The 24401-nt window shown below is 71.9% G+C and carries 27 protein-coding genes and 1 tRNA gene; 19 read left to right on the plus strand and 9 right to left on the minus strand.

All coding sequences use genetic code 11. The features are described from left to right. Nucleotides 1-9: 9 nt before the first annotated feature. On the minus strand, nucleotides 10-369 hold the full coding sequence (locus tag D3272_RS16080) for a hypothetical protein (RefSeq protein ID WP_129220225.1): 360 nt from the start codon (nucleotides 367-369) through the stop codon (nucleotides 10-12). Between the two features lie 295 nt (nucleotides 370-664). Between D3272_RS16080 and D3272_RS16085 the strand changes: the two genes are divergently transcribed. The 3 genes from D3272_RS16085 to ppa all read left to right on the plus strand — a co-directional run bounded on the left by D3272_RS16085 (nucleotide 665) and on the right by ppa (nucleotide 3334). Next, nucleotides 665-2101: a DEAD/DEAH box helicase gene (locus D3272_RS16085; protein ID WP_129220226.1), complete on the plus strand. Its 1437-nt coding sequence runs from the start codon at nucleotides 665-667 to the stop codon at nucleotides 2099-2101. Between the two features lie 89 nt (nucleotides 2102-2190). Next, nucleotides 2191-2697 carry a GNAT family N-acetyltransferase gene (locus D3272_RS16090; RefSeq protein ID WP_129220227.1) on the plus strand — a complete coding sequence of 169 codons (507 nt, stop codon included), beginning with the start codon at nucleotides 2191-2193 and terminating at the stop codon, nucleotides 2695-2697. Between the two features lie 103 nt (nucleotides 2698-2800). Continuing rightward, nucleotides 2801-3334, plus strand: coding sequence for an inorganic diphosphatase (ppa, locus tag D3272_RS16095; protein ID WP_129220228.1), 534 nt, complete (start codon nucleotides 2801-2803; stop codon nucleotides 3332-3334). Nucleotides 3335-3418: 84 nt separating this feature from the next. Here ppa and D3272_RS16100 read toward each other — a convergent pair whose 3' ends face one another. Then, nucleotides 3419-3637 carry a hypothetical protein gene (locus tag D3272_RS16100; protein ID WP_129220229.1) on the minus strand — a complete coding sequence of 73 codons (219 nt, stop codon included), beginning with the start codon at nucleotides 3635-3637 and terminating at the stop codon, nucleotides 3419-3421. Nucleotides 3638-3949: 312 nt separating this feature from the next. Between D3272_RS16100 and ispG the strand changes: the two genes are divergently transcribed. The 4 genes from ispG to D3272_RS16115 all read left to right on the plus strand — a co-directional run bounded on the left by ispG (nucleotide 3950) and on the right by D3272_RS16115 (nucleotide 6795). Continuing rightward, the gene (ispG, locus tag D3272_RS16105; protein WP_245496609.1) at nucleotides 3950-5224 is read left to right on the plus strand and encodes a flavodoxin-dependent (E)-4-hydroxy-3-methylbut-2-enyl-diphosphate synthase; all 1275 of its coding nucleotides are present in this window, start codon (nucleotides 3950-3952) and stop codon (nucleotides 5222-5224) included. Nucleotides 5225-5239: 15 nt separating this feature from the next. Then, nucleotides 5240-5336: transfer RNA gene (locus D3272_RS27390), tRNA-Sec, on the plus strand. A gap of 44 nt (nucleotides 5337-5380) precedes the next feature. Continuing rightward, nucleotides 5381-5995: an ABC transporter ATP-binding protein gene (locus D3272_RS16110; RefSeq protein WP_245496610.1), complete on the plus strand. Its 615-nt coding sequence runs from the start codon at nucleotides 5381-5383 to the stop codon at nucleotides 5993-5995. Next, entirely contained in the window at nucleotides 5992-6795 is an 804-nt protein-coding gene (locus D3272_RS16115; RefSeq protein ID WP_129220232.1) for an ABC transporter permease, read from the plus strand. The genes D3272_RS16110 and D3272_RS16115 overlap by 4 nt, the downstream gene beginning before the upstream one ends. Before the next feature lie 50 nt (nucleotides 6796-6845). Here D3272_RS16115 and D3272_RS16120 read toward each other — a convergent pair whose 3' ends face one another. The 3 genes from D3272_RS16120 to D3272_RS16130 all read right to left on the minus strand — a co-directional run bounded on the left by D3272_RS16120 (nucleotide 6846) and on the right by D3272_RS16130 (nucleotide 10589). Continuing rightward, nucleotides 6846-7466, minus strand: coding sequence for a cysteine hydrolase family protein (locus tag D3272_RS16120; RefSeq protein ID WP_129220233.1), 621 nt, complete (start codon nucleotides 7464-7466; stop codon nucleotides 6846-6848). 89 nt (nucleotides 7467-7555) lie between these two features. Continuing rightward, nucleotides 7556-9598: an NAD(+) synthase gene (locus D3272_RS16125; RefSeq protein WP_129220234.1), complete on the minus strand. Its 2043-nt coding sequence runs from the start codon at nucleotides 9596-9598 to the stop codon at nucleotides 7556-7558. A 94-nt stretch (nucleotides 9599-9692) separates the two neighbouring features. Next, the gene (locus tag D3272_RS16130; RefSeq protein ID WP_207210226.1) at nucleotides 9693-10589 is read right to left on the minus strand and encodes a glycosyltransferase family 9 protein; all 897 of its coding nucleotides are present in this window, start codon (nucleotides 10587-10589) and stop codon (nucleotides 9693-9695) included. A 231-nt stretch (nucleotides 10590-10820) separates the two neighbouring features. On the opposite strand from D3272_RS16130, the gene D3272_RS16135 reads away from it, so the two are divergent. From D3272_RS16135 to D3272_RS16155, 5 genes are all read left to right on the plus strand, one after another. Further along, nucleotides 10821-12002 carry a putative antibiotic biosynthesis monooxygenase gene (locus D3272_RS16135; RefSeq protein WP_245496611.1) on the plus strand — a complete coding sequence of 394 codons (1182 nt, stop codon included), beginning with the start codon at nucleotides 10821-10823 and terminating at the stop codon, nucleotides 12000-12002. A gap of 58 nt (nucleotides 12003-12060) precedes the next feature. Next, a complete protein-coding gene (locus D3272_RS16140; protein ID WP_129220236.1) occupies nucleotides 12061-12543 on the plus strand; it encodes a nucleoside deaminase in 483 nt (160 codons plus the stop codon). Between the two features lie 85 nt (nucleotides 12544-12628). Further along, complete coding sequence (locus D3272_RS16145) at nucleotides 12629-14026, plus strand: FAD-binding oxidoreductase (protein ID WP_129220237.1); 1398 nt, start codon at nucleotides 12629-12631, stop codon at nucleotides 14024-14026. A gap of 112 nt (nucleotides 14027-14138) precedes the next feature. After that, nucleotides 14139-14936: a bestrophin-like domain gene (locus D3272_RS16150; RefSeq protein ID WP_129220238.1), complete on the plus strand. Its 798-nt coding sequence runs from the start codon at nucleotides 14139-14141 to the stop codon at nucleotides 14934-14936. A 113-nt stretch (nucleotides 14937-15049) separates the two neighbouring features. Next, a complete protein-coding gene (locus D3272_RS16155) occupies nucleotides 15050-17122 on the plus strand; it encodes an adenylate/guanylate cyclase domain-containing protein (protein WP_129220239.1) in 2073 nt (690 codons plus the stop codon). On the opposite strand, the gene D3272_RS16160 is transcribed toward D3272_RS16155, so the two are convergent. The 4 genes from D3272_RS16160 to D3272_RS16175 all read right to left on the minus strand — a co-directional run bounded on the left by D3272_RS16160 (nucleotide 17091) and on the right by D3272_RS16175 (nucleotide 19254). After that, nucleotides 17091-17792, minus strand: a complete 702-nt coding sequence (locus D3272_RS16160; protein WP_129220240.1) for a L,D-transpeptidase — start codon at nucleotides 17790-17792, stop codon at nucleotides 17091-17093. The two genes, D3272_RS16155 and D3272_RS16160, sit on opposite strands and share 32 nt — an antisense overlap. Before the next feature lie 126 nt (nucleotides 17793-17918). Beyond that, the gene (locus D3272_RS16165; RefSeq protein WP_129220241.1) at nucleotides 17919-18521 is read right to left on the minus strand and encodes a hypothetical protein; all 603 of its coding nucleotides are present in this window, start codon (nucleotides 18519-18521) and stop codon (nucleotides 17919-17921) included. Further along, entirely contained in the window at nucleotides 18518-18946 is a 429-nt protein-coding gene (locus D3272_RS16170) for a hypothetical protein (protein ID WP_129220242.1), read from the minus strand. Before D3272_RS16170 ends, D3272_RS16165 begins: the two co-directional genes overlap by 4 nt. After that, nucleotides 18943-19254, minus strand: a complete 312-nt coding sequence (locus D3272_RS16175) for a GcrA family cell cycle regulator (protein WP_129220243.1) — start codon at nucleotides 19252-19254, stop codon at nucleotides 18943-18945. Before D3272_RS16175 ends, D3272_RS16170 begins: the two co-directional genes overlap by 4 nt. Nucleotides 19255-19278: 24 nt before the next feature. Here D3272_RS16175 and D3272_RS16180 point away from each other — a divergent pair, with 24 nt between their 5' ends. The 7 genes from D3272_RS16180 to efeO all read left to right on the plus strand — a co-directional run bounded on the left by D3272_RS16180 (nucleotide 19279) and on the right by efeO (nucleotide 24382). Then, nucleotides 19279-19881, plus strand: coding sequence for a helix-turn-helix domain-containing protein (locus D3272_RS16180; RefSeq protein WP_245496612.1), 603 nt, complete (start codon nucleotides 19279-19281; stop codon nucleotides 19879-19881). A gap of 155 nt (nucleotides 19882-20036) precedes the next feature. After that, complete coding sequence (locus tag D3272_RS16185) at nucleotides 20037-20228, plus strand: twin transmembrane helix small protein (RefSeq protein WP_129220244.1); 192 nt, start codon at nucleotides 20037-20039, stop codon at nucleotides 20226-20228. 4 nt (nucleotides 20229-20232) lie between these two features. Beyond that, nucleotides 20233-20814 carry a cob(I)yrinic acid a,c-diamide adenosyltransferase gene (locus D3272_RS16190; RefSeq protein WP_129220245.1) on the plus strand — a complete coding sequence of 194 codons (582 nt, stop codon included), beginning with the start codon at nucleotides 20233-20235 and terminating at the stop codon, nucleotides 20812-20814. Between the two features lie 444 nt (nucleotides 20815-21258). Then, nucleotides 21259-21756 carry a hypothetical protein gene (locus tag D3272_RS16195; RefSeq protein WP_129220246.1) on the plus strand — a complete coding sequence of 166 codons (498 nt, stop codon included), beginning with the start codon at nucleotides 21259-21261 and terminating at the stop codon, nucleotides 21754-21756. Between the two features lie 11 nt (nucleotides 21757-21767). Then, nucleotides 21768-22298: a hypothetical protein gene (locus D3272_RS16200; protein ID WP_129220247.1), complete on the plus strand. Its 531-nt coding sequence runs from the start codon at nucleotides 21768-21770 to the stop codon at nucleotides 22296-22298. An 84-nt stretch (nucleotides 22299-22382) separates the two neighbouring features. Next, a complete protein-coding gene (efeU, locus tag D3272_RS16205; RefSeq protein ID WP_129220248.1) occupies nucleotides 22383-23213 on the plus strand; it encodes an iron uptake transporter permease EfeU in 831 nt (276 codons plus the stop codon). Between the two features lie 35 nt (nucleotides 23214-23248). Further along, a complete protein-coding gene (gene efeO, locus D3272_RS16210) occupies nucleotides 23249-24382 on the plus strand; it encodes an iron uptake system protein EfeO (protein ID WP_129220249.1) in 1134 nt (377 codons plus the stop codon). Nucleotides 24383-24401: the final 19 nt, after the last annotated feature.

Raw genomic sequence — 24401 nt, forward strand, 5'->3', positions numbered from 1 at the left:
CCGAACCCGTCAGGGCTTCTTGTGGAGGCTGAGGGCGATGTCGTTGAGCTGCAGCGTCGCCGAGTTCACCTCGGTGGCGGTGTCGGTCAGGCCCTTCTGCAGGGCCGTCATGGCTTTGCCGACGTCGGCGTGGAAGCTCGCCGTCTCGGACTTCACCCCGGCGACGTCGGCCTTGAGGCTCGCCACGTCGCTGGATTTCAGCTGCAGGTAGACGAGGCCGAGCAACGCCGCGATGCCGGCCAGCGCCACGGTCGACAGCGCCAGAAGTGTGACGACGATCCAACGGAAGCCGCGACCCGCCGGGGGCGGGACAACCTCTGCGGCCCGCTCCACCGGGCCCCGCCGCGCCGCGTCGCGATTCGCCGTCATGTCGCCATCCTCCGCACCGGCCCCAGCGGCAGACGCGCGAGGCGAGCCTTTCGATGCACGGCCGCCGCATGGCTCCGTTGTCGCGCTGCACCCGTTGCTTTCGCGGCGCCGCGAGAGCATATGGGACGGAGCCGGACACATGGGCTGCCGTAACGCGCCCATGCTTCTCCCACCACCGGAGTGGGAGCTTCCCGTCACCGGCCTTTTCGCGCCCTGCTCCGGACGATGGCGGCTTCACACTCCCGAAGCCTGCCTGGAGGCTTGCGGCGCAGTTCGAACGAAAAGTCAGGACCCTTTGACGACATTTTCCGACCTCGGCCTCCCCGCGCCGATCCTGAAGGCGCTCGCCGCCGAGGGCTACGAGACCCCCACCCCGATCCAGGCGGGCGCCATCCCGCACGTCCTCGCCGGCCGGGACCTCCTGGGCATCGCCCAGACCGGCACCGGCAAGACCGCGGCCTTCTCGCTGCCGATCCTCGGCCGCCTGTCGCTGACCGACGGCCAGCCCCGGCCGCGCAGCTGCCGCGTGCTGGTGCTGTCGCCGACGCGCGAACTCGCCAGCCAGATCGAGGCGAACATCATCGCCTACGCCAAGTTCCTGCGCTTCTCGACCACGCTGGTCTTCGGCGGCGTGCCGGTGGGCCGGCAGATCCGCGCCTGCGCGCGCGGCGTCGACATCGTGGTGGCGACGCCGGGCCGCCTCATCGACCTCATCAACCAGCGCGCCTTGACGCTCGAGGACGTCGAAGTCTTCGTGCTCGACGAGGCCGACCGCATGCTCGACCTCGGCTTCATGCGGGACATCCAGAAGATCGTCTCGATGCTGCCGCGCAAGCGCCAGAGCCTGTTCTTCTCCGCCACCATGCCGCCCGCCATCGCCAAGCTGGCCTCCACGCTGCTGAGCAACCCCGTCGAGGTCGCGGTGGCGCCGGTGTCGTCGACCGCCGAGCGCATCCGCCAGAGCGTCATCTTCTGCCCGACGCGCGACAAGCAGGCCATGCTGCACGGCCTGCTCGCCGACGACACGATCACCCGCGCCCTCGTCTTCACCCGCACGAAGCACGGCGCCGACAAGGTGGTGAAGTACCTGAACGCGTCCGGCTTCAAGGCCGACGCCATCCACGGCAACAAGTCCCAGAACCAGCGCGAGCGGGCCTTGGCGGCCTTCAAGTCGGGCCAGTCCCGCCTGCTCGTCGCCACCGACATCGCGGCGCGGGGCATCGACGTCGACGGCGTGAGCCACGTCATCAACTTCGACATCCCCAACATCTCCGAAACCTACGTGCACCGCATCGGCCGCACGGCCCGCGCCGGCGCGGACGGCTCCGCCATCTCGCTCTGCGGCGAGGACGAGCGCTCCTACCTGCGCGACATCGAGCGGCTGATCCGCCAGAAGGTGCCGGTGCAGGAAGGCAAGCCCGGGGCCGTCTCGGCGCCGACCCAGGCGGAGACGCCCTACCGCGACCCGCGCGCCGTGCGCGGCCGCCCCGGCCAGGGCGCCAAGCCGCATGGCGAGGGGCGTGGCGACGGCCGCGCCGCCAACGGCGGCAACCGTTCCGGCCAGCCCCGGCACGGCGCGGAAGGCGCGCCGCGGGGCAACGCCGCCCCGGCCCGCCCGCACAATGCCGGCGCGGGGGCTGCAGCCCGCCCGCGCGACGGCGCTCGCCCGGCTGACCAAGGCGCCCAGCGGCCGCGCGGCGACGGCGGCCGGCGGGCGCAGCAGCCGCGCTGAACGCGGTGCCGAGGGTGCGGTGAAATAGCCGCGCCCAGGCTCGCGGCGGCCCTTGCGCGACGCGCGGGCTCCGCCCTACCATCGCGTCCATGGCCGAGACTCTCATCACGATCCGGGGGGCACGGACTGGCGATGCGCAGGCCATCGCGGCAGTCCACGACGCGGCTTGGCTCGACGCCTATCGGGGCATCATCCCGGGGCGCGAGCTCGACAAGATGGTGGCACGGCGCGGCCCGGCCTGGTGGCTGAAGGCGATCCGCAACGGCAGCCGCCTTTCCGTCCTGGACTTCGACGACTGCATCGGCGGCTACACCAGCTACGGCCGCAACCGCGTACCTGCCCTGCCCTATCGCGGCGAGATCTTCGAACTCTACCTGGCGCCGCAATACCAGGGCATGGGCTTCGGCCGACGCCTGTTCGAGGCCGCCCGCAAGGACCTCGGCGAGCACGGCTACGACAGCTGCCTCGTCTGGGCGCTGGCCGACAACGACCGCGCCATCTCGTTCTACCTCCGCCTCGGGGGCCGCATCGTGCGCCGGGCCGAGGAGCGTTTCGGGGCCGAGATGCGCGGCCGCATCGCCTTCGGCTTCGACTGAGCGGCAGTTCAAACCCGTTCCCTTACCGCCCCGCGTCGTTTATGAGCGGTCGCCATCCGGCGCGTGCGCCGCAGTCCCACCCAGAAACGACCGGAGACGCCCCGTGAACCTCGACGCCATCGCGATCGGCAAGAACCCGCCCGACGAGGTCAACGTGATCATCGAAGTGCCGATCGGCGGCGAGCCCATCAAATACGAGCTCGACAAGGAGGCCGGCATCCTCATGGTCGACCGCTTCCTGCACACGTCGATGCGCTACCCGGGAAACTACGGTTTCATCCCCCACACCCTGTCCGACGACGGCGACCCCTGCGACGTCATCATCGCCAACACGCGCGAGATCGTGCCCGGCGCCATGATGGCCTGCCGCCCCGTGGGCGCGCTGCTGATGGAGGACGAGAGCGGCGGCGACGAGAAGATCATCGCCGTGCCGGTCACCAAGCTGACCAAGCGCTACGAGAAGGTGCAGGAATACACCGACCTGCCCCAGATCACGCTGGAGCAGATCGAGCATTTCTTCGCCCACTACAAGGATCTCGAGCCCGGCAAGTGGGTCAAGATCGTCAAGTGGGTGGGGGCCGACGAGGCCAAGGAGCTGATTCGCCAGGCCATCGCCCGCGCCAAGACGGCGGGCTAGAGCGCCTTCGCCCCCGGCCGCTCCGGACCGAGAGCCGGCGGTCGGCGACGGCACCACACGGGCCGGAGCGGCGGCGGCTCCGCGTCACCTGTTCCGGTCGCCGCGTCCGCTTTCGCCCGGCTCGAAGCCCACGGCATCGTCGCCGTCACGAGCTTCGAACGTGGCACGGAAGCCCGCCGCCCATTCCCGCCGCTTGTCGCTGCCGGCGCTGTAGGGATTGTCGCCCAGGGCCAGGCCGTCCTGCCGGGCCCGCAGCCCCTCCTTGAAGTAGTCGGTCAGGGATCTCGGTTCCGTCGGCTGCATGGCGTCGAACCCTCTGGCATGGTGCGGACGTTCGCCGCCCATCCTATGCCCCGGTTCGCCGCAACCCGAAACCGGCAAGTCGGCCCTGACGCAGCGGAAGGGGCCTGCCGTGGCGGAAATATCGTCGACCGCAGCCGAACGGGCGAGGCCGCTCCAAGCGGAGGCGCGCCGTGAGCGTCGACCGCCTCGCAGGCCCGGCCGGCGGGCCGTGCACGGGTCCTGCGCTCGGCCTCGACCTCGTCGCCCGTCTTGACCTCGTTGCCTTTCCTCGACATTGAGTGCGCCATGACGATCAGCGGAGACGCGCCTCCCATGTCCGAGGCAACCTCGACCATCCCCGACGGACGCGCGGGGCCCGAGCCGCGGCGGCGCACCGTCGCCGTGAAGGTCGGCCACGTCACGGTCGGCGGCGGCGCCCCGGTGGTGGTGCAGTCCATGACCAACACCGACACGGCCGACATCGACGGCACCGTGCGGCAGGTGGCGGCGCTGGCCCGCGCCGGCTCGGAACTCGTCCGAATCACGGTGGACCGCGACGAGGCCGCCGCGGCAGTGCCGCGCATCCGCGAGCGGCTCGACCGCATGGGCTGCGACGTGCCCCTCGTCGGCGACTTCCACTACATCGGCCACAAGCTCCTGGCCGACCACCCGGCCTGCGCCGAGGCCCTGGCGAAATACCGCATCAACCCCGGCAACGTGGGCTTCAAGGACAAGAAGGACAGGCAGTTCTCGGCCATCGTCGAGACCGCGATCCGCTACGGCAAGGCGGTGCGCATCGGCGCCAACTGGGGCTCGCTCGACGGCGAGCTGCTGACCAGCCTGATGGACGAGAACGCCCGCTCGGCGCGCCCCGTCGAGGCCCGCGCCGTCACCCGCGAGGCCATGGTGCGCTCCGCCCTCTATTCGGCGGAACGCGCCGAGGAGATCGGCCTACCCAAGGACCGCATCATCCTGTCCGCCAAGGTTTCGGCCGTGCAGGACCTCATCGCCGTCTACAAGACGCTGGCGTCCCGCTCCGACTATGCCATCCACCTCGGCCTGACCGAGGCCGGCATGGGATCCAAGGGCATCGTGGCCTCGTCGGCGGCGCTCGGCATCCTGCTGCAGGACGGCATCGGCGACACGATCCGCGTGTCGCTCACCCCCGAGCCGGGCGGCGACCGTTCGCTCGAGGTCAAGGTCGCGCAGGAGATCCTGCAGACCATGGGCTTCCGCACCTTCGTGCCGCTCGTCGCCGCCTGCCCGGGCTGCGGCCGCACCACCTCGACGACGTTCCAGGAACTGGCGCGCGACATCCAGAGCTACATCGTCAACTCCATGCCGGAGTGGAAGACCAAGTTCCCGGGCGTCGAGAACCTCAACGTCGCCGTGATGGGCTGCATCGTCAACGGCCCGGGCGAGTCCAAGCATGCCGACATCGGCATCTCGCTGCCCGGCACCGGCGAAACGCCGGCCGCCCCGGTCTTCATCGACGGGCAGAAGGCCCTGACGCTGCGCGGCGCCAACATCGCCGCCGAGTTCAAGCAGCTGGTCGACGACTACATCGTCAACCGCTTCGGCACCGGAACGCGCGACGCCGCCGAATAGCGGTCCGCGCCGCGGGGAAGAGAAACGCTCCCCGGTGGGACGTCCGGACTTCAAATCCGGGAAGGGCCGCGAGCCGGTCCTTGGTGGGTTCGACCCCCACTCTCTTCCGCCATCCCCGGCTCCTCAGCCCCGGGCCGCCCCTTGCGAGGCCGCCCCGTGCTGGTGATCGCCGGCCTCCGCCGCCCCGGCTTCGGCCCCTTCGACCTGTCCGTGCCGCCCGGCACCTGCTGCGCCGTCACCGGCCCGTCCGGCGCCGGCAAGAGCGTGTTCCTGCGCATGGTGGCGGACCTCGACCCCTGCGAGGGCCGGGTCACGCTCGACGGCATCGACCGCGACGCCGTGCCGGCCCCGCTGTGGCGTCGCCGCGTCACCTATCTGCCGGCCGAGACCGGCTGGTGGGCCGAGACCGTGGGGGCCCATATGGCGGCGCCCGGCCCCGGCTTCGCGGCGGACCGCGCGGCCTTGCGCCTGCCCGCCGACGTGCTCGACTGGCCGGTGGCGCGCCTGTCCACCGGCGAGCGCCAAAGGCTGGCCTTCCTGCGCGGCCTCGCCGGGAACCCCCGCGTGCTGCTGCTCGACGAGCCCACGGCGGCGCTCGACCCCGCCGCCACCGAGGCCGTGGAGACGATCCTGCGCCGCCGGATGGCGGAGGGGATGGCGGCGCTCCTCGTGTCGCACGCGGCCGAGCAGGTGGCCCGGCTGGCGGATGCGCGCTTCCCCGTCGCGGACGGACGGCCGGAGATCCCGGCGGGCCGGGAAACGTCGGCATGAAGACGGCCGTGCTGGGGCCCGCCGACCTCGCGCTGGCCTCGGTGCTGGTGCTGGCGAGTGCCGGGCTGAGCCTGGCGCTGGGCCTCGGCCTCGCCCGGACCTTCGCGGTGGCGGGGCTGCGCACAATGCTGCAGCTGACGCTGGTGGGCTTCGTGCTGCGCTGGATCTTCGCCGCGGCCTCGCCCTGGGTGGTGCTGGCCGCCGCCGCCGTGATGATGACCGCCGCCACGGCCGAGATCGCGGCCCGGCAGGAGCGCCCGCTGCGCGGGCTGTGGCGGCACGGCCTCGGCGGTGCCACGATGGCGAGCGCCACCGTCCTGGCGGTGGGCTTCGGCTACCTCACGCAACTGCGCCCGGCCGTCTGGTACGACCCGCGGGTGCTGGTGCCGCTGGTCGGCATCGTTCTCGGCTCGGTGATGAGCGCCGTCAGCGTCGGGCTGAACGGGCTGGGCCTCGCCGTGACGCGGGAGCGCGCCGCCATCGAGGCGCGGCTGGCGCTGGGCGCCACGCGCTTCGAGGCGCTCGGCGGGCCGATGCGCGGCGCCATCCGGGCCGGGCTGATCCCCATCCTCAACCAGATGTCGGCGGCCGGCCTCGTCACCCTGCCGGGCCTGATGACGGGCCAGATCCTGGCGGGCGCCGATCCGCAGGGCGCCGCCGACGTCCAGATCGTCACGCTGTTCCTGCTCGCCGGCGCGGGCGCACTCGGCACGGTGGCGGCCGTCTACGGCGCAGCCTGGCGGCTGACGGACGCGCGCCATCGCCTGCGGCTCGACCGGCTGGCGCCGCCGCGGCCCTGAAGCCGCGGCGGCCCTGAAGCCGCGGCGGCTCCGAGGCCGTCGCGCGAGGCTCAGCGCCAGTGGTCCAGCACCTCCTCGGTCAGCGCGGTCTCGACCTGCTGGCCGTAGCGGCTGGTGTAGAGCAGCACCATGGCATCGTGGGTCTCGTCCGAGGCCGAGCAGAGCGCGTCGACCACGACGACGACGCGGTAGCCGCGGTCGACCGCGCCCAGCACCGTGCCGAGCACGCAGACGTCCGTCTCGCCCCCCGTCACCACCAGCGTGTCGACGCCGCGGCGGCGCAGCCGGGCGTCGAGGTCGCCGTGGACCCAGGGCGCGTAGGTGGTCTTGTCGAAGACCGCGGCGGGCGGCACCGCCTCGCCGAGCGGCGCCATCAGCTCCACCATGGCGGGATCGAGCTCGTCGAGCGTCAGGGCGTGCCAGCGCTCGTAGTAGCCGCGCCACGTCCCCGAGGCCGCGTCGGCGTTGCGGGCCGGCACGAAGCGGGTGAACAGCGTGCGCGCCGGGTTGCGGCGCACGATGCGCTCGACGTTGGGCAGGACCCGCGCCATCCAGGGCGTGTGCCACGCCGTGTCCCCTGCGAACATGTTCTGCATGTCGACGCAGAGGTGGAGGGCGCCGTCGCCCAGGGGGCCGAAGCGCAGCCCATGCTTCACCGGTCCGCCGTCCATCTCCGCCCTCCCCGCACCGCGTTGCCTCGCTTGGCTTGGCCGAACAACGGGCCGCGACCGGTGCGGGTTTGGGCCTGCGGCCCTCGGCCTCACGCGTCCGGGACGTTGCGCTCCAGGTCCTCCATCCACAGCCGGGCATTGCCGTCCGAGGGCGCGCGCCAGTCGCCCCGCGGCGACAGGGAGCCGCCGGCCGACACCTTGGGCCCGTTGGGCAGGGCCGAACGCTTGAACTGGCTGAAGCCGAAGAAGCGGTGCACGAAGACGTGCAGCCACTTGCGGATGTGGGCGAGGTCGTGGGCGCGGCGGCGCTCCTCGGGGAAGCCGTCCGGCCACTCGCCCCGGGCCGCGTCGCCCCAGGCCATGAGGCTCAGGAAGGCGATCTTGGACGGCTTGAAGCCGTGGCGCAGCGTGTAGAACAGGTTGAAGTCCTGCAACTCGTAGGGGCCGACGCGCTCCTCGGTGCTCTGCGGCTTCGAGCCGGCCTCCACGGGCACGAGTTCGGGCGAGATCTCGGTGTCGAGGATCGACAGCAACGTGGCATTGGCGGCCTCGTCGAACTGGCGGGTCGACACGACCCAGCGGATGAGGTGCTGGATCAGCGTCTTGGGCACGCCGGCATTGACGTTGTAATGGCTCATCTGGTCGCCGACGCCGTAGGTGCACCAGCCGAGCGCCAGTTCCGACAGGTCGCCGGTGCCGAGCACGATGGCGCCCTGGTGGTTGGCGAGGCGGAACAGGTAGTCGGTGCGCAGCCCCGCCTGCACGTTCTCGAAGGTCACGTCGTAGGCGGCCTTGCCCTCCGCATAGGGGTGCTTCAGGTCGGCCAGCATCTGGGTGGCGGCCGGGCGGATGTCGAGTTCGTGGGCGGTGACGCCGAGCGAGGCCATGAGCCGGTGGGCGTTGCCCTTGGTGTCGTCACCGGTGGCGAAGCCCGGCATCGTATAGGCCAGGATATCGGTGCGCGGCAGGCCGAGGAGGTCGAAGGCCTTGGCGGCCACGATGAGGGCGTGGGTGGAATCGAGCCCGCCCGACACGCCGATGGTGATGCGCTTCACCCCGATGGCGGCGAGCCGCTGCTTCAGCCCCGCCACCTGGATGTTGTAGGCCTCGTAGCAGTCCTGGGCGAGGCGCTCCCGGTCCGCCGGCACGAAGGGGAAGCGCTCGATGGGGCGACGGAAGCCGATGTCGTGGCCCGGCGGGTCGAGGCGGAACGGCACGGTGCGGAACCCCGCCGCCGCGGCCGTGGCCCGGGCATTGTCGTCGAAGGAGCCGGTCGAGACCCGTTCCTGGCGCAGAAGGTCGAGGTCGACGTCGGCGACCGTCACCTGCCCGGCTTCGGCGAAGCGCTCCCCCTGGGCGAGCAGCACGGCATTCTCGTAGACGACGGTCTGGCCGTCCCAGCTGAGGTCGGTGGTGGATTCGCCGGCCCCGGCCGCGGCGTAGACGTAGGCGGCGAGGCAGCGGGCCGAGGTCGCCTGGCACAGCAGGTCGCGGCTGCGGGCGCGCCCGATGGTGATGGGGCTGCCGCTGAGGTTGGCCAGCACGGTGGCGCCCGCCAGCGCGAGGGCGCCGGCCGGCGGCTCCGGCACCCACATGTCCTCGCAGACCTCGACGCCGAGCACGAAGCCCGGCAGGTCGGCGGCGGCGAAGAGCAGGTCGGTGCCGAAGGGTGCCGCGGCGGCGCCGATGGCGATGGTCTCGCCCCGCAGCCCGGCGCCGGGCGCGAAGTGGCGCTTCTCGTAGAACTCGCGGTAGTTGGGCAGGTAGCTCTTCGGCACCACGCCCAGCACGGCGCCGCGGTGCAGGACCACGGCGGTGTTGTAGAGGCGGTTGCGCCAGCGCAGCGGCGCCCCCACCACCAGCACGGGCAGGAGGTCGCGCGTGCCCTCGGCGATGGCCAGCAGGGCGGCCTCGACGCCCTCCTGCAGCGCCTGCTGCAGGAACAGGTCCTCGAGCGCGTAGCCCGACACCGACAGTTCGGGGAAGACCGCGAGGCCGACGCCCTGCTCCCCCGCGTCCCGCGCCGCCTGGAGGATCGATGCGGCGTTGCGGGCGGGCTCGGCGATGGCGGTCCCGACCGTGCAGGCGGCGACGCGGAGGAACCCGTGGGTGTAGATCGACCTGAACGCCATGGCGCCCTCCCCTCCACCGGCCCGGGCCGGACCCGCCAGGGTTTGCGCCGCGGGCCGCCGCGGGGTCAAGCGTCGACGCTGCCGCCCCCCGCCCTCAGAGGCCCAGCACGCGCCGGCACCCGTCCTCCGCCTCCGCGACGCCGATCGCCGCCATGTCGTCGCCGCCGCGCAGGATCCACCCCGCAGCCCGGCCGGCGGGCTCGACGCGGGCCGCCTGGTCGACGAAATGCGCCCGCAGCCCCAGGGTCGGGATGCCGGAGGCGGCCGCGAGGTGCATGAGGCCGGAATCGTTGCTGACGGCGAGGGCGCAGCGGGCGAGGCAGGCCGAGACTTCGGGCAGGGTGAGGGCGCCGACGAGGTCGACGGCGTCCGGCAGGGCGGCGAGCAGCGGCGCCGCCCCCGCGCGCTCCCGCGCCCCGGGGCCGCCGAACACGGCCGCGCGGGCGCCCGGCAGCGGCCCGGCGGCGAGGCGCCGGAACAGCGCCGCGAAACGCTCCGCCGGCCACATCTTGGGCGTCCAGCTGGCGGTGGGGCAGAGCGCCACGACAGGCCCGCCTTCCGGGATCAGCGCGGCGGCCCGCGCCCGCTCGGCCGCCCCGGCCCAGGCCACCGGCAGGGGCGCGGGATCGATGCCGAGCAGCGCCGCGTGCTGCTGGTAGAGCCGCAGCCCCGGCATCGGCCGCCGCATGAACCGGTTGCGCGCCAGCACCGCATAGGGCAGGCCCGATCCCTTGAGGTCCACCGCCATGTCCCAATGCGTGCCCACCACGGCGGCCCAGAGCGCCAGCCAGTGGGTGTGGGTCTGGCGCTTGCGCACCACGATCACCCGATCGAGCCCCGGCATGTGGGTGAACAACCCCGCCGCCTCCGGCGCGGCCGCCACGGTGATGCGGGCCCCGGGCCGGGTGCGGGCGAGATGGTCGAGGATCCCGCAGGCCATGACGGCATCGCCGATCATCCGCGGCGCCACGAACAGGATCTTTTCCGACACGCGCCCCAACCTTTCCACCGGCCCGGGAGGCGTTCTAGAGCCAGTCAGGCCGTTGTTGAAGCGAAGCTTCGACCCAAGCGCCGACCCCTCCGGCATCGTGCCGTCGCGCTCCGCCGCCGCATCGCGGCAACCCCGGCCAAGCACCAGCCTACGATAGGCACCACAATGCCGGTCGGTGTTCACCGATCGTTGTCTTAACCGGCCGATAACGATTGCATTCTACAACGGACCATGCAACCCATCATGGCGACGCTGCATAGAGGTGACGCGTCCGAATACAGCGGCAAGAGAGACTTGTATTCCGGGCATCTCGGGCTCCTCGTTCCTCGTATTCACACGCCTTTGCGCCGCGGGCAGATCAAGGGGATTTCGACTCCGATGTACAAACCCAGCGGCGACGACATCCGGGATGCGGATGAAGGCAGTGAGCCCGGAGTCGTGCGGGTCGGCTCGGACGCGATGGAGGCCGGAGGGCTTAAGCCTGCCCGAGCATCCAAGGCTATCGCCACCAGGGTCGCCATTCGGCCCGGCATGGAGACGGGTTTCGCGAACTGGCAGGCCACGTTCACCCGGGCGGCGTCCGCCACGGCTGATTTCGTCAGCCTGGACATCATCCCGGCCTTTCCCGGCTCGGCCGAATGGCAGGTCATCCAGAGATTCCGTTCGCCCGAGGGGCTGGCCCGATGGGTCCGCGATGCGTCCCGCGCCGCTCTCCTGACCGAACTGACCGGCCTCGAAGATCCCGCACGCCCCGCCCACGCCGACGAGGCGGCGCCGGACTACCACTCGACCACCACGGTCACGGAAGTCATCACCACGGTGGTGAAGCCCGGCCAGGAGGAAGCGTTCCGCCTCTGGGGCGAGCGGATCCAACGCGTGCAGGCGTGCTTCCCCGGCTACATGGGCACCCTGGTCCAGGCGCCCCTGTCATCGGACGTTCCGCATTGGACCACGCTGGTCCGCTTCGAATCCCCCGCCTTCCTCGATGCCTGGCTGGGGTCGGCGGAGCGAAAGGCCATCCTCGCCGAAGCGACGCCGCAGGTCTCGACGTGGCGGAACCATCGGATGAGCAACGCTTTCGCCGGCTGGTTCGCCAACGAACAGCGTCTGGCTCCGCCGCCGGCCTGGAAGCAGACGTGCCTCGTCCTCCTGGTTCTGTTCCCCATCGTCATGCTGGAGATCCGCTTCCTCGGCCCCGTGCTGAGGGGACTGCCGCTGACCGTGTCGACGTTCATCGGCAATGCCATCAGCGTCTCGGTCGTCTCGTGGCCCCTGATGGCTGTCGCCATCTTCGCGCTCGGCTGGTGGTTGAAGCCCACGGCGAAACCGCGCTGGCGCACCGAGTTCCTTGGCATGTCGGCCGTCGCCGGCCTCTATGCGATCGAAATACTGGCTTTCAGCCGTCTTCTATGACGTGACGTCATACAGGACGGATATGGAGCCGAGATTCACCCCTAGGGAAAGTTGCCACATGACCGACCAACACAACGACTTCATGGCCCGGGCCATTGCCCTGTCGGAGAAGACCTCCCTCGTCGACAGCGCCGGCGGTGTCTTCGGCTGCGTGATCGTGCAGGACGGCAAGATCATCGCCGAGGGCGCCAATCGCGTGGTCGCGGAGAACGATCCGACCTGGCATGGAGAGATCGAGGCCATCCGCAAGGCCTGCAAATCGGAAGGGACGTTCAAGCTCCGCGACGCGACGCTCTACACCAGCGCCGAACCCTGCCCCATGTGCATGGCGGCGGCCTATTGGGCCGGCATCAAGTCGGTCTATTACGCCGCGCAGGTCGAGGACGCGTTGGAATACGGCGGGTTCGACGACAGCATGATCTATGCCGAACTGAAGAAGGACGTCGGGGAGCGCTCGATCCCCAGCAAGCAGATCATGCGGGCGGAAGCCGTCGAAGTCTGGAAGAAATACGCCCAGAAGGCGGATCGCGTCCCGTATTGACGCCTCGACCGTCCCTCGTCCGATTACATTCTCCCACCCGGACAGCATCGTCCGGGTGGTATCCTCCTGCCTGACGGGCCCGAGCATGACCATCGAGAACTTGAAACGGGCCTGCAAGGGTGCGGTCATCGCGGCGAGCGATGCGGGGTTCCTCGAGGCCATCCATGGCAACCTGTGGAACAAGCTGGTCCCCGACCGCGCCCCGGAGGCGGTGGTGCAGGCGGCGGACGAAGACGATGTGGTCGCGGCCGTCCGGTTCGCGCGCGCCAACGGCTTTAAGGTCGTGGTCCGTGGCGGCGGCCACAATTGGTGCCAGCCGTCCTTGCGCCGCGGCGGCATCATGATCGACCTCCGCCATTTCGACAAGGTGATCTCGATCGATGCCGGGAACCGCAGGGCGGTGATCCAGCCGATCGTCAGCAACCGCGACATTCAGAGGGCGCTCAATCCCCTCGGCCTCGCCTTTCCGACCGGCCATTGTCCGGAGGTCAAGGCCAGCGGCTACTTCCTCGGCGGCGGCATGGCGTGGAACCCGACGGTCTGGGGTTTCGGAGCCGAAAGCCTTGAGGCGATCGAGCTCGTCACCGCGGACGGCGAGCTGATCGAGGCCAGCGAGACCGAAAACCCCGATTACTTCTGGGCGGCGCGTGGCGCGGGCTACGGGTTCTTCGGCATCATCACCAAGTACCACCTCAGACTGCAGGCGCTGCCCAAGGCCATGCATGGCAGCACCGCCTTCTACCGGCTCGAGGACGCGCCGGTGATCGGCAGCTGGTTGGGGGAAATGGCCCCGGCGATCTCGCCCAGCGTCGAGTTGAGCCAGTACATCGTGCAGGCGCCGCCCGAGCTGAAGCCGCTGGCGGCCGATCAGAACGGCTGGCTCTGCATGGTGACGGGGACGGCCTTCGAGGACACGCCGGACGCCGCCAGGGAGGCGCTGCGCCCGCTGGAGCGGCCGCCGGTCCCGTCCCTGTCGCGTTCGTTCGCGACGCCGCTGGACTTCGAGCAGCTCTTCGACGCCTCGGGAGCGCTCTGGCCGGAGGGCCTCCGCTCCAGGGTCGAGGCGACCTATTCCGATCACAGCCCGGGAGAGATGATGCAGGCGGTCCTGCAGCTGTTGCCAAAAGCGCCGTCGGCCACGACAGTGTTCCTGTTCACCATCTTCTGCGGCCCCGACGTCCCCGCCCCGCAGAAGGACATGGCGCGGTCCATGTCGGCCAAAGTGTACGGCGGGCCCTGGTCCATGTGGCGGGACGCGGCGGACGATCAGGTCAACGCGGACTGGCATCAGGCGGTGGTGACGACGTTGCGGCCCTACAACACAGGCTATTACATCGGCGAGGCCAACACCGTGGAACGACCATCCAGTGCCGTGCAGGCCTTCGCGCCCGAGAAATGGCGGAAGCTCGGCGAGCTTCGGGACCGTTACGATCCGGACCGTGTGTTCTTCGACTATTTCGAAGGCTTGTCGGACGGCCGGTGAGGACGGGCGACGTCAGCGGATGCGAGGGCCAGCACGGCGGGGCGCATGGCGCCCTTACCGATCGCGACCGGGCGCGATGCGGGAACCTTCGACCTGATGAAAGACAGCGCGCTTGGAAATCCTCGAAACCCTGGCGATCCTGGCCGTCCTGCTCGGCTGCACCCTGCTGGGCCGATGGGGCCGGCGCTGGCTCAAGGACCACCACAAGACGAGCCCCACCACCGAGTCGGTCCGCGCCATCGCCGCCATCGTGGCGACGATCTCGGGACTGGTGCTGGGCCTCCTGGTCAACTCAGGCAAGACCGAGTTCGACGCCCATGCCGAGACCTACCGGCGCTACGGCATCGCTTTGGCCGATCTCGACCGCCACCTGCGCGACTACGGCGTCCCGGCGACGCCGCTCCGCACGGTGCTGCGGACCTTCACGGCGGCCGTGATCGCCGACCAGTGGCCGGACGAGCCGCACCCCTCCGGCCCCTACCCGTCCCCGGTCCACCCCGTCCAGCCCGGCAGCGGTGAGACGGCCGAATACACCGCCATGCTGACCGACATGGATGACGGGATCGAGGCGCTGTCGCCGTCCGGCGCCCGGCAGGACCGCCTCGCCGCGCTGCTCCGCCAGGACCTGCGCACCGTGCAGGCGATCCGCTGGTCGCTCATCGAGCGCGCCCCGTCGGACCTGTCGCCGATCCTGCTCGGGGTGCTGGTGGGCTGGCTCGCGGCTTTGTTCCTGATCTTCGGCCTCATGTCGCCGCGCAACCGGCTCACCGCCTTCGTGTTGGTGCTGTCGGCCGTGTCGGTCGCCTCCTCGGTCTACCTGATCATCGACTTCGATTCGGACATCGGCGGCCCCATCTCGGTGTCGAGCCGCCCGCTGCGCGACGCCCTGTGGCACATGGACCGGCCGTGACGCATGGGGACCGGACCGACGGGCCTGCCGCAGCTGTCCGGCCCCGACGGCGATCCTGGCGGGCGGCCACCGGCGAATCCGAGACCTGACGTCGCCTGCGGAGGACCCCCGCCATGACCGTCCGCGTCGGGTCGACCCGGGCCGGCATCCGGTCGACGCACCCGACCCTGCGCTTCCGGACCGTGCTGATCCTCGCCTTCACGCTCCTCGTCGTGGTGGCGGCCGCGGTCCCGCTCGCGCTCAGCGAGCGCACGCTCGCGTCGATGCGTCGGACGCAGGTCGAGCAGCAGTTCGCGCTCGTGTCGTCGGGCGTGCGCTCGAGGTTCGACGCCCAGTTCGGCGGCGCCAACGCCGTGCTCGCCACCCTGGCGGCGGGCTTCCCGTCGGACACGGCCGACGAGGCCGCCGCGGTCAGGTTGGCGCGCGTGCTGTCAGACCTTCGCGCGACGTCTCCGGTGGCGCTGGCGATCGTCTTCGCCAAGGCGGACGGAAGCTTCGGCCTCGCCCGCGCGCTGACGCCGGCGGACCGCGGCAGGGCCGAAGCGGCCGGCGTCGGCGATGCAGCCTTCGAGGTCCAGACCGGCGCCACCCGCGACGGGTCGCGCTCCGACAGCTTCGCCTATCTCGACGCGACCTTCGGGATCCTCGCCCGGTCCCCGCCGACGCCGGCCGGCTACGATCCCCGGCAGCGTCCGTGGTACCGGCTCGCGCAGGCGACGGACCGCGGCGTCGTCACCCCACCCTACCGCTTCCAGGATTATTCGGTCAGCGGCGTCACCCTCTCCCGTCGGGGTGGGGGGAGCGGGACGGACGTCTTCGGCATCGACGTCACGCTCGACGACCTGTCGGCATCGCTCCGGGACAGCGTGGCCTTCGACGGCGAGCAGGTCTCCATCCTGGAGGACGACGGCTGGCTCGTCGCCGACAGCGCCGTGACCGGCCTGCCCCTCATGCTGGACCGGGCGGATCACCAGTCGCGGAGCGGCACCACGACCGGGTTGGACCGGGTGGATGCCGTCTATCGCGCCTTCCGCCGCGATCCCGATCTGCGCGCCATGGACCTCGACCTCCCCGGCGACCGCGTCCTCGCGAGCTTCGCCACCCTGCGTTTCGACAACCGCACCTTTCTGATCGCCAACACCCTGCCCGACGCGGTCTTCGACGCGCCGGTCCTGCGCTGGCTGCGGCGGGTGCTGGGCGTCGAATGCGCCGTGGTGGCCCTGGCCCTGGTGCTGGCGCTGCAGGCGGCGCGGTCCATGTCCGGTCCCATCATGGCCCTGGCATCGGACGTCGAACACATCGTCGCGTTTCGTGGCCTCCGCGCGCCGCGCCGCCCGAGCCGGCTTCGGGAGGTCGCGCGCCTGTCCGAGGCCGTCGATACCCTGGAGCTCGCGTTGCGGGCCTTCGCCACCTTCACGCCGCCACGCCTCGTCAAGGGCATCGTCGAACGCGGCGCCATGCCCGGCCTCGGAGGGATCAAGCAGGAGGTGGTCGTCATGTTCTCGGACATCGAGGGCTTCACCGCCCTGGCCGAGGACGTCGCCCCCGTGGACCTGACGGCGCAGCTGTCGCGCCACCTCGCCGCCATCGCCGACGCCGTGATCGCCTCGGGCGGGACCGTCGACAAGTTCATCGGCGACAGCGTCATGGCGTTCTGGGACGGCGAGGGCGCGGCCGCGGCGGCCTGCACGGCGGCGCTCGCCGCCGAAGCGCGCATCGCCGGCCTCAACGCCGCCTTCGCCGCGGAAGGTCTGCCGGCCATGCGGTCCCGCTTCGGCCTGCACAGGGGCGAGGCCATGCTGGGCAACGTCGGCACGCCCGGCCGCATGAGTTATACGGTGCTGGGCCATGTCGTAAACGTCGCGTCCCGCATCGAGGCGCTCAACAAGGAGCACGGGACGACCGTGCTGGTCAGCGACGCCGTGGTGGCGGTCGCCGGACGAACGATGGCCTTCCGGCACGTCGCCGATGCCGTGGTGCGGGGAGCCAGGACGTCGGTCGGCCTCTACGCGCCCGTGTCGGAGGAGAGCGGGACCGTTGCAACATCCTCCGCGCCGCTCGGCGTCCCGGCGGGGGCGCCGTCGACGAGCCGGTCCAGCCCGGGTCGCGGCGTCGCCGATGCAGGCCAGGCCCGAAGCGGGAGCCTGGCGGGCTCTACGCCGGCAGAACCACGACCTTCGTCTTGATCGGCGTCCGGGCGTAGAGGTGGATCATGTCCTGGCTGAGCAGGCCGACGCAGCCGCTGGTGATGCCCTTGCCGATCGTGTCCGGGTCGCTGCTGGCGTAGATCGTGTAGAGCGTATAGGCGCCGTTCTGGTAGAGGTGCAGGGTGCGGGCGCCGAGCGGGTTGTCGAGCCCCCCCGGCATGCCGTGGGCATAGGCGGCGGCCTCGGGCTGGCGCTGGATCATCTCCTTGGGCGGCGTCCACGTCGCCCATTCCGACTTGCGGCCGACATAGGCGTCGCCGTGCCACAGGAAGCCGTTGCGGCCGACATTGGCGCCGTAGCGGGTCGCCGAGCCCGCGCCCTCGATGCGGTAGACGTAATAGTTGCCGGGGTCGACCACGATGGTGCCGGGCGCTTCGGGCGATTCGTACCGCACCGTCCGGCGGAAGAACTTCGGGTCCAGCTTGGCGATGTTCACCGCCGGGATCGGGAACTTCTCGTCCGGGATCGGGCCATAGGCCTTGGCGGCCTCGGCGAGCATCAGGGCGTCGGAGGTCGCGCAGCCGGCGAGCCCGAGCGCGCCGAACCCCGCGGCCGAGCCGACCAGGAACGACCGGCGGCTGAGGAAGCCCGCCCCGCGCGCGGGCGGGACGATCCCGCCGGCGACGCCATCCCCACCGTGCCTGGTCATGTCCCGACGCGCCCCATGTCCCACGGCCGGGTGCGACGACGATCCACCGATCCCCCGACGCGCGGCCTGCCCGGTCGAGATAGCCGGTGGCGGGCTCGACTGACAAGGGCATACGGCACCCCTGCCTCACGTCTCCGCCCGCCACCGCGCCAGCGGCAGCGGACGCGCCGCGGCGCTCATGCCCCAGTGTTCGCACAGCCGGTGCAGCCCCTCGCGCAGCCGCTCCAGCGCCAGGGCCTCGGCGGTGCGGGCATGGGCGCTGTCGGCGACGAGGTCGCGCAGGGCCGCGACGGGGCGGGCGGCCAGCACCACACCCGCCACATAGGGCATCAGGCGCACCCCGACGGCCGCTTCGGCCCGGCGCAGGGCGTCCCGGTGGCGGCGGGCGGCGTCGCCGGGGGTGGGGTCGGCGCTGCCGCCGTCGACGTGGGGACGGGCGAGGTCGACGGCCGACAGGGCGTCGAGGCCGGCGCGATGCCAGTGGGCGCGCAGACGGTCGCCGGCGTGCCACAGCGTCTCGTTGGCGGCGATGTCGTGGCGGTCGAGCAGGTTGCGGGCCCGCAAGACGTCGAAGGGGTCGGAGATGCGGCGCAGGCCGCCCGCCGCCACCGGCGCCTCGCCGTCCTGCCGGGCGTGGCGCAGGCGCTCGGGCGTGGCGTCCTGGTGGCCGGGCGCCACACGCCCGCCGGCCAGCGACACGGCCTCAACCTTGCGGCGCGGCACCGTCACGCCCTCCCGAAGACGGAGGCGAGCGTCGGGCCGCCGCGCGCCGGGCCCGGGCCGCCGGGCGGCCGCTCGACGCCGAGCCGGCGCAACGCCGCCCGGCCCTCCGCCAGGCTCGACACGACGGCGTGGGGGATGCGGAGGGCGATGCAGCGCTCGGCGAGGGCGCAGGCCGCCGGCCCCGGGCGCTCGGGGTCGCGCTCGATGCGCAGCAGCGCCACATGGCCGCGCGGCAGCAGCAGCGCCAGGGTGCGCCCGCTGGCGTCGGCAGGCTCAGCCCCGCCAGGCGACAGCGGCCAAACCTCCGGCAGGCGCAGCGCCAGGAAGCCGCGCAGACCCTCCTCCACCCGGGCGGGGTCGGGCCGGCGGCGCTCGTCGAGGCCAAAGGCGCCCCGCCGGCGCGGCGCGCGCAGCACGAGCGGCGGGCTCATGCCCGGCTCCCCGGCCCGGCGTGGCGCGACAGCCCGGCGTGCTGCGGGCAATAGCTGGCGCCGGCCCGCCGCGCCGCGCCGCAGAAGGCGAAACCCGCGCTCCGCGGCTCCCCCAGGGGCCAGCGGCAGGCGCGGGGCGCCAGCCCGACGACGGCCGTCGCGGCGGGCGGGAACCAGGGATAAGCGGGCGCGACCGGGCGCTCCGCGGCGAAAGCCGACGTCGACGGGACCATGATGTCCAACATTGTCAGGGGTTGCGGGGCCGGAGGGTCTGGACGACTCGCCCCCGACCCGGCTAATATGCCCATATTGGGCACGTCCGTCAAGCGTTTGTGCCCATTTTGGGCATGTTCCTGGGGATCGCCGTGGCCAACAACCTGCGACAGCTGAGGGAAGGCCGCGGCTGGACGCAGGACGAGGCCGCCGCCGCCCTGGGAACCACCCGCAACCAATATGCCAAGCTCGAGGGCGGCAGCCGGCGCCTGTCGGACAAGTGGATCAAGCTCGCCGGCGAGGCCTACGGGGTGGACCCCGGCGACGTGGTGACGGAGCGGGCCGGCAGCGTGCCGATCGCCGGCTACGTGGGGGCCGGGACCGAGATGCATTTCTACGCCGAAACCCAGGGCCCGCTCGACGAGGCGCCAGCGCCCGAGGACGGCACGCCCGAAACGGTGGCGGCGGAGGTACGGGGCGAGAGCCTGGGCCCGCTGTTCAACGGCTGGCGGGTGTATTTCGACGACCGGCGCGAGCCCGTGACGGACGACCTCGTGGGCCGGCTCTGCGTGGTGGGGCTGGCGGACGGGCGTGTGCTGGTGAAACAGCTGCTGCGCGGCCGCATGGAGGGCCGCTTCGCCCTCCACGGCCAGTTCGGCGAGCCGGTGCTCGACGCCGACGTGCTCTGGGCCGCCAAGGTCAAGAGCATGATGCCGGGGTGACGTCGCGCCGGGCGCGGACAGGCAGAGCCGCGGCGGGACGCGAAGGGGCGGAGCCGCGGCGACGGCCCCGCGCGTTCGTGACCGCCCGGGCCCGGCTACCGGCGCGCCGCGGGATCGCGTAAGGTCGTGGATCGTCCCGCCCCGGTGCCCATCCCATGTCCGCCGCCACCGCCAACGCTTTCATCCTGGTCGCGATCGGGCTCGTCTTCGCCGTGTTGCTGGCCGGACTCGTCAACATGGTCCGGGGCGGCAGTTCCAACACGTCCCAGCGCCTCATGCGCTGGCGCGTCGGGCTCCAGTTCGTGGCCATCCTGGTGGTCATGACGGTGCTGTACTTCAGGGGGTGATGCCGTGGTGATCCTCAATCGCATCTACACGCGCACCGGCGACGACGGGTCGACCGCGCTCGGCTCCGGCGAGCGGCGGCGCAAGTCGGATGCCCGCGTCGCCGCCTACGGCACGGTCGACGAGTGCAACGCCGCCATCGGCCTCGCCCGGCTCTCGGCCGCGACGGAATCGCCCGAGCTCGACGCCATGCTGGGCCGCATCCAGAACGACCTGTTCGACCTCGGCGCCGACCTCGCGACCCCGCCGGCCGAAGCCGAGGCCGAGGGGGGCCGGCTGCGCGTCGTCCAGAGCCAGGTGGACCGGCTGGAGCGCGAGATCGACGCGCTGAACGCCGACCTCGCGCCGCTGCGCAGCTTCGTGCTCCCCGGCGGCACGCCGGCCGCCGCCGCGCTCCACCTCGCCCGCACCATATGCCGCCGCGCCGAGCGCCTCATGGTGGACCTCAAGGTCGGCCAGGGGGAGACGGTCGGCGACCCCGCCATCGCCTACGCCAACCGCCTGTCCGACTTCCTCTTCGTGGCGTCGCGCCACTGCAACCACCTGCGCGACGGCGACGTGCTCTGGGTGCCGGGCCGGGACCGGTAGGGCAGGTGGCGATCGGGCGGCACCACCGGGTCGCGTGGCGCCGAGCCCCGCGGGCAGAAGGCGCCGCGGGGGCCCGCGGCAGATCCGAAGCGCCGTCGGCTCCGGCGCATCCGCAGGAACATCGGACCGAGAGCGCTTTCGCCTTCGGCGAATTCGCTCCAGTTCCGAATGGAGAGCAGTTTCATCGGCTTGGAGTCGCCAATGCGACTCGGAGACGGCCGATGCTGCCCGAGAGCATTGCCGTCAGCCCGGGAGCGCCGGGCGATGCCGGGCCGCAGATAATCTGGACTTGTTCTCATCTCCATTTCGAAACTTTCCAATAGATCCGGCCTATATTGACGGCTCGATCACGGCATCGGAAGACGAGGGGCCGACGGGCGCGGAGCCACCCGCCCGTCGGCCCCGCTTCCCCCCTCCAGGGCCGTTTTGGCCGGAGATGCCGCCATGATCCACGCCGCGCCGCAGGCGTCCACCAGCCCCCTCGAAGCCCTGGCGCTGTCGGAACGTTTCGTCCTGTGGAGCTTTCGGGCCTGGGCCTGCTGTTGCCGGGGCCGACGCCTGCCGGCCGAGCCCGTCGCCTCGGCCTTCGCCAACATCGGCGCGCCGGCCGCCGCCGTGGCGCTCGACGACGCCATGACGCGCCTCGTCCTGGGCACGTCCCGGCCCCTCACCGTCCATTGCCCGCCCCACCCCGGCCTGTCGGAGGACGAGACCCGATTGCTCGCCGCCGTGGCGGCGGCGCAGCGCCACGACCGCGACGACCTCGCCCGGCTCTTCGCCGAGATCCTGGCGCCGCCCGCCAGCGCGCTGCTGGGCCGCTCCCTGATGGAGCTCGGCGCCGCCATCGCCACCGTCGGTGTGCTGCTGCCGCAGCCCGGCCCCGAGGAGCCGGTCCCGGCGCCGGAAGGGCGGCCGCGGCCCGCCGCCGCCACCCTGCATTGACGGGCGGCGGCATGAGCCCCCTGCCCCGGCGCTGCCCCCTCGCCGCCGCCCCGGCCGAGATCGCCTGCCCGGACCGCGCCTGCCGGGCCGAGGCGGCCGCAGCCCTGCCGCGCGAGGGGCCGGAGCGCGCCCTCGTCCTGGCGCTGCGCTTCGTCGCCGCCGCGGCCGAGACGGGCGACGCGGCCTGCTTCGACGCGGCCTTCGCCGAGGCCGAGGCCGCCTTCGGCCCCCGTGACGGCGCGCTGGTGGTGGCGCGGTCCGCGGCCCTGCTGCGCGCGGCGCGGCGCGAGGGGGTGGCGCTGCTGCTGCTTCTGCCGCCGTGCCGGTCCCTGTCGGCCGACGAGGCCGACCTCGTCGCCGCCCTGACGGCGCTCCGGTCCGGGCGGCCCATCGCGGCCCGCGACCGCCTGCCGCAAGCGTTGCGCCTCGCCCTCGCCGACCTCGCCGTCCCGGTGCGGCATCGCAGTTTAGGACCGTTCGAAACAACAGATTGGACCCGTTCCGAGTTGGAGGCCGCGCAGTTTCCAGCCGTTCTAAGTTGAGGCCGCGACTGTCGATTTGGCTTGAAGACGCGACGACACGGTCCTAACCCGACCACTGATCGCCCCCACCAGGAGAACGCCGCCGTGCTGGTCGCCTATCTCATCATGCTGCGCGAAGGGATCGAGGCGGCGCTGATCGTCGGCATCGTGGCGGGCTACCTCCAGCAGACGGGCCGCTCGCGCTTCATGCCGGCGGTGTGGGCCGGCGTGGTCCTGGCCACCGCCATCTGCCTCGCGCTCGGCATCGCCATGAACGCCGCCGAAGCCGAGTTCCCGCAGAAGCAGCAGGAGTTCTTCGAGGGTGCGGTGGCTCTGGTGGCGGTGGGGGTGCTCACCTCCATGATCTTCTGGATGAAGAAGGCCGCCCGGTCCATCAGGAGCGAGCTGCACGGCTCCGTCGAGGCGGCGCTGTCGCGCCGGTCGGGCGGCGCCATGGCGCTCGTGCTGATGGCCTTCTTCGCGGTCGGGCGCGAGGGGCTGGAATCGGTCTTCTTCCTGCTCGCCACCTTCCAGCAGGACCTCGGCTGGGGCCCGCCGCTCGGCGCCCTGCTCGGCGTGGTCTCCGCCGTGGCGTTCGGCGCGGCCGTGACCTACGGCGGCTACCGCCTCGACCTGCGCCGCTTCTTCGCCTGGACCTCCGGCCTCATCGTCTTCGTGGCGGCGGGCCTGCTCGCCGGGGCGCTGCGCGCCTTCCACGAGGCGGGCCTGTGGAACGGGCTGCAGGAGCGCGCCTTCGACCTGTCCAACGTGCTGCCCGCCGACGGCACGGTCGGCACGCTCCTGTCCGGCATCTTCGGCTACCAGGATGCCCCCACGGTGGGCGAGGTCGCCGTCTACCTCGCCTTCCTCGTCCCGGCCCTGTGGCTGCTCTTCGCCCCCGGCCGCCCCGGCGTGCCCGCCGCGCGCCCCGCCTGACCCCTCCGACCTCCCCACCTCAGGATCGAGCCCCCATGACGACCGCCGCCCGCCTCACCGTCAGCCTCGCCGCGCTCTGCGCCGCGGGCGCTCTGGGCGCCGCCCGTGCCGCCGACACCGCGCCGGTCGGGGTGACGATCTCCGACAAGGGCTGCGAGCCGGCCAATGTCGCGGTCGTGCCCGGCAAGTCGGTCTTCAAGATCAAGAACGCCTCGAAGCGCGCCGTGGAATGGGAGATCCTCAAGGGCGTCGACGTCGTCGAGGAGCGCGAGAACATCATCCCGGGCTTCACCCAGACCATCACGGCGACGCTGGATGCCGGCGACTACCAGATGACCTGCGGGCTTCTGTCGAACCCCAAGGGCGTGCTGAAGGTGGCGGCGAGCCAGCCGGCCGCGGCCGACGCCAAGCCGGCCGCCGTGTCGCCCATGGACCTCGTGGGGCCGCTGGCGGAATACAAGGTCTACGTCACCCGGGAGATCGACGCCCTCGTGACCGAGACCCGCGCCTTCACGGCGGCCGTGAAGGCCGGCAAGCTCGCCGACGCCCAGGCCCTCTACGCCCCGACGCGCCAGCATTACGAGCGGATCGAGCCCATCGCCGAGCTGTTCAACGACCTCGACGGCTCCATGGACAGCCGCGAGGACGATTTCGAGAAGAAGGCCGAGGACCCCGGCTTCACCGGCTTCCACCGCATCGAGAAGGGGCTGTTCGGCGACAAGTCGACGGCGGGGCTGGCGCCCGTGGCCGACAAGCTTATGGCCGACACCGAAGACCTGCACAGGCGCGTCTCGGGCCTCGCCATCACGCCGAAGAGCATGGTGGGCGGCGCCGCCGACCTCATCGAGGAAGTCGCCTCCAAGAAGATCTCGGGCGAGGAGGACCGCTACAGCCGCACCGACCTCTTCGACTTCCAGGCCAATGTCGACGGCGCCCAGAAGATCGTCGCGCTGCTCGACCCGCTCGTGCAGAAGCGCGACCCCGCCCTCGTCGCCCGCGTCAAGGGCAACTTCGCCAAGGTCGACGCCGTGCTGGCCAAGTATCGCAACGGCCAGGGCTTCGAATCCTACGACAAGCTCGCCCCCGAGGACCGCAATCGGCTGAAGGGCCCGGTGACGGCCCTCGCCGAGGACCTGTCGACCCTGCGCGGCACGCTCGGCATCGACTGAGAGCCCGTGGATGAACGCC

Origin of the sequence: Lichenibacterium ramalinae, from assembly GCF_004137085.1 — a bacterium.
Classification (GTDB): Bacteria; Pseudomonadota; Alphaproteobacteria; order Rhizobiales; family Beijerinckiaceae; genus Lichenihabitans; species Lichenihabitans ramalinae.

Bases quoted from the DNA above. Each gene is read 5' to 3' on its own strand.
- D3272_RS16080 (WP_129220225.1), bottom strand. From the start codon at position 369: ATGACGGCGAATCGCGACGCGGCGCGGCGGGGCCCGGTGGAGCGGGCC.
- D3272_RS16090 (WP_129220227.1), top strand. From the start codon at position 2,191: ATGGCCGAGACTCTCATCACGATCCGGGGGGCACGGACTGGCGATGCG.
- D3272_RS16100 (WP_129220229.1), bottom strand. From the start codon at position 3,637: ATGCAGCCGACGGAACCGAGATCCCTGACCGACTACTTCAAGGAGGGG.
- ispG (WP_245496609.1), top strand. From the start codon at position 3,950: ATGTCCGAGGCAACCTCGACCATCCCCGACGGACGCGCGGGGCCCGAG.
- D3272_RS16115 (WP_129220232.1), top strand. From the start codon at position 5,992: ATGAAGACGGCCGTGCTGGGGCCCGCCGACCTCGCGCTGGCCTCGGTG.
- D3272_RS16120 (WP_129220233.1), bottom strand. From the start codon at position 7,466: ATGGACGGCGGACCGGTGAAGCATGGGCTGCGCTTCGGCCCCCTGGGC.
- D3272_RS16125 (WP_129220234.1), bottom strand. From the start codon at position 9,598: ATGGCGTTCAGGTCGATCTACACCCACGGGTTCCTCCGCGTCGCCGCC.
- D3272_RS16135 (WP_245496611.1), top strand. From the start codon at position 10,821: ATGCAACCCATCATGGCGACGCTGCATAGAGGTGACGCGTCCGAATAC.
- D3272_RS16140 (WP_129220236.1), top strand. From the start codon at position 12,061: ATGACCGACCAACACAACGACTTCATGGCCCGGGCCATTGCCCTGTCG.
- D3272_RS16145 (WP_129220237.1), top strand. From the start codon at position 12,629: ATGACCATCGAGAACTTGAAACGGGCCTGCAAGGGTGCGGTCATCGCG.
- D3272_RS16155 (WP_129220239.1), top strand. From the start codon at position 15,050: ATGACCGTCCGCGTCGGGTCGACCCGGGCCGGCATCCGGTCGACGCAC.
- D3272_RS16160 (WP_129220240.1), bottom strand. From the start codon at position 17,792: ATGACCAGGCACGGTGGGGATGGCGTCGCCGGCGGGATCGTCCCGCCC.
- D3272_RS16170 (WP_129220242.1), bottom strand. From the start codon at position 18,946: ATGAGCCCGCCGCTCGTGCTGCGCGCGCCGCGCCGGCGGGGCGCCTTT.
- D3272_RS16175 (WP_129220243.1), bottom strand. From the start codon at position 19,254: ATGGGCATATTAGCCGGGTCGGGGGCGAGTCGTCCAGACCCTCCGGCC.
- D3272_RS16185 (WP_129220244.1), top strand. From the start codon at position 20,037: ATGTCCGCCGCCACCGCCAACGCTTTCATCCTGGTCGCGATCGGGCTC.
- D3272_RS16195 (WP_129220246.1), top strand. From the start codon at position 21,259: ATGATCCACGCCGCGCCGCAGGCGTCCACCAGCCCCCTCGAAGCCCTG.
- D3272_RS16200 (WP_129220247.1), top strand. From the start codon at position 21,768: ATGAGCCCCCTGCCCCGGCGCTGCCCCCTCGCCGCCGCCCCGGCCGAG.
- efeO (WP_129220249.1), top strand. From the start codon at position 23,249: ATGACGACCGCCGCCCGCCTCACCGTCAGCCTCGCCGCGCTCTGCGCC.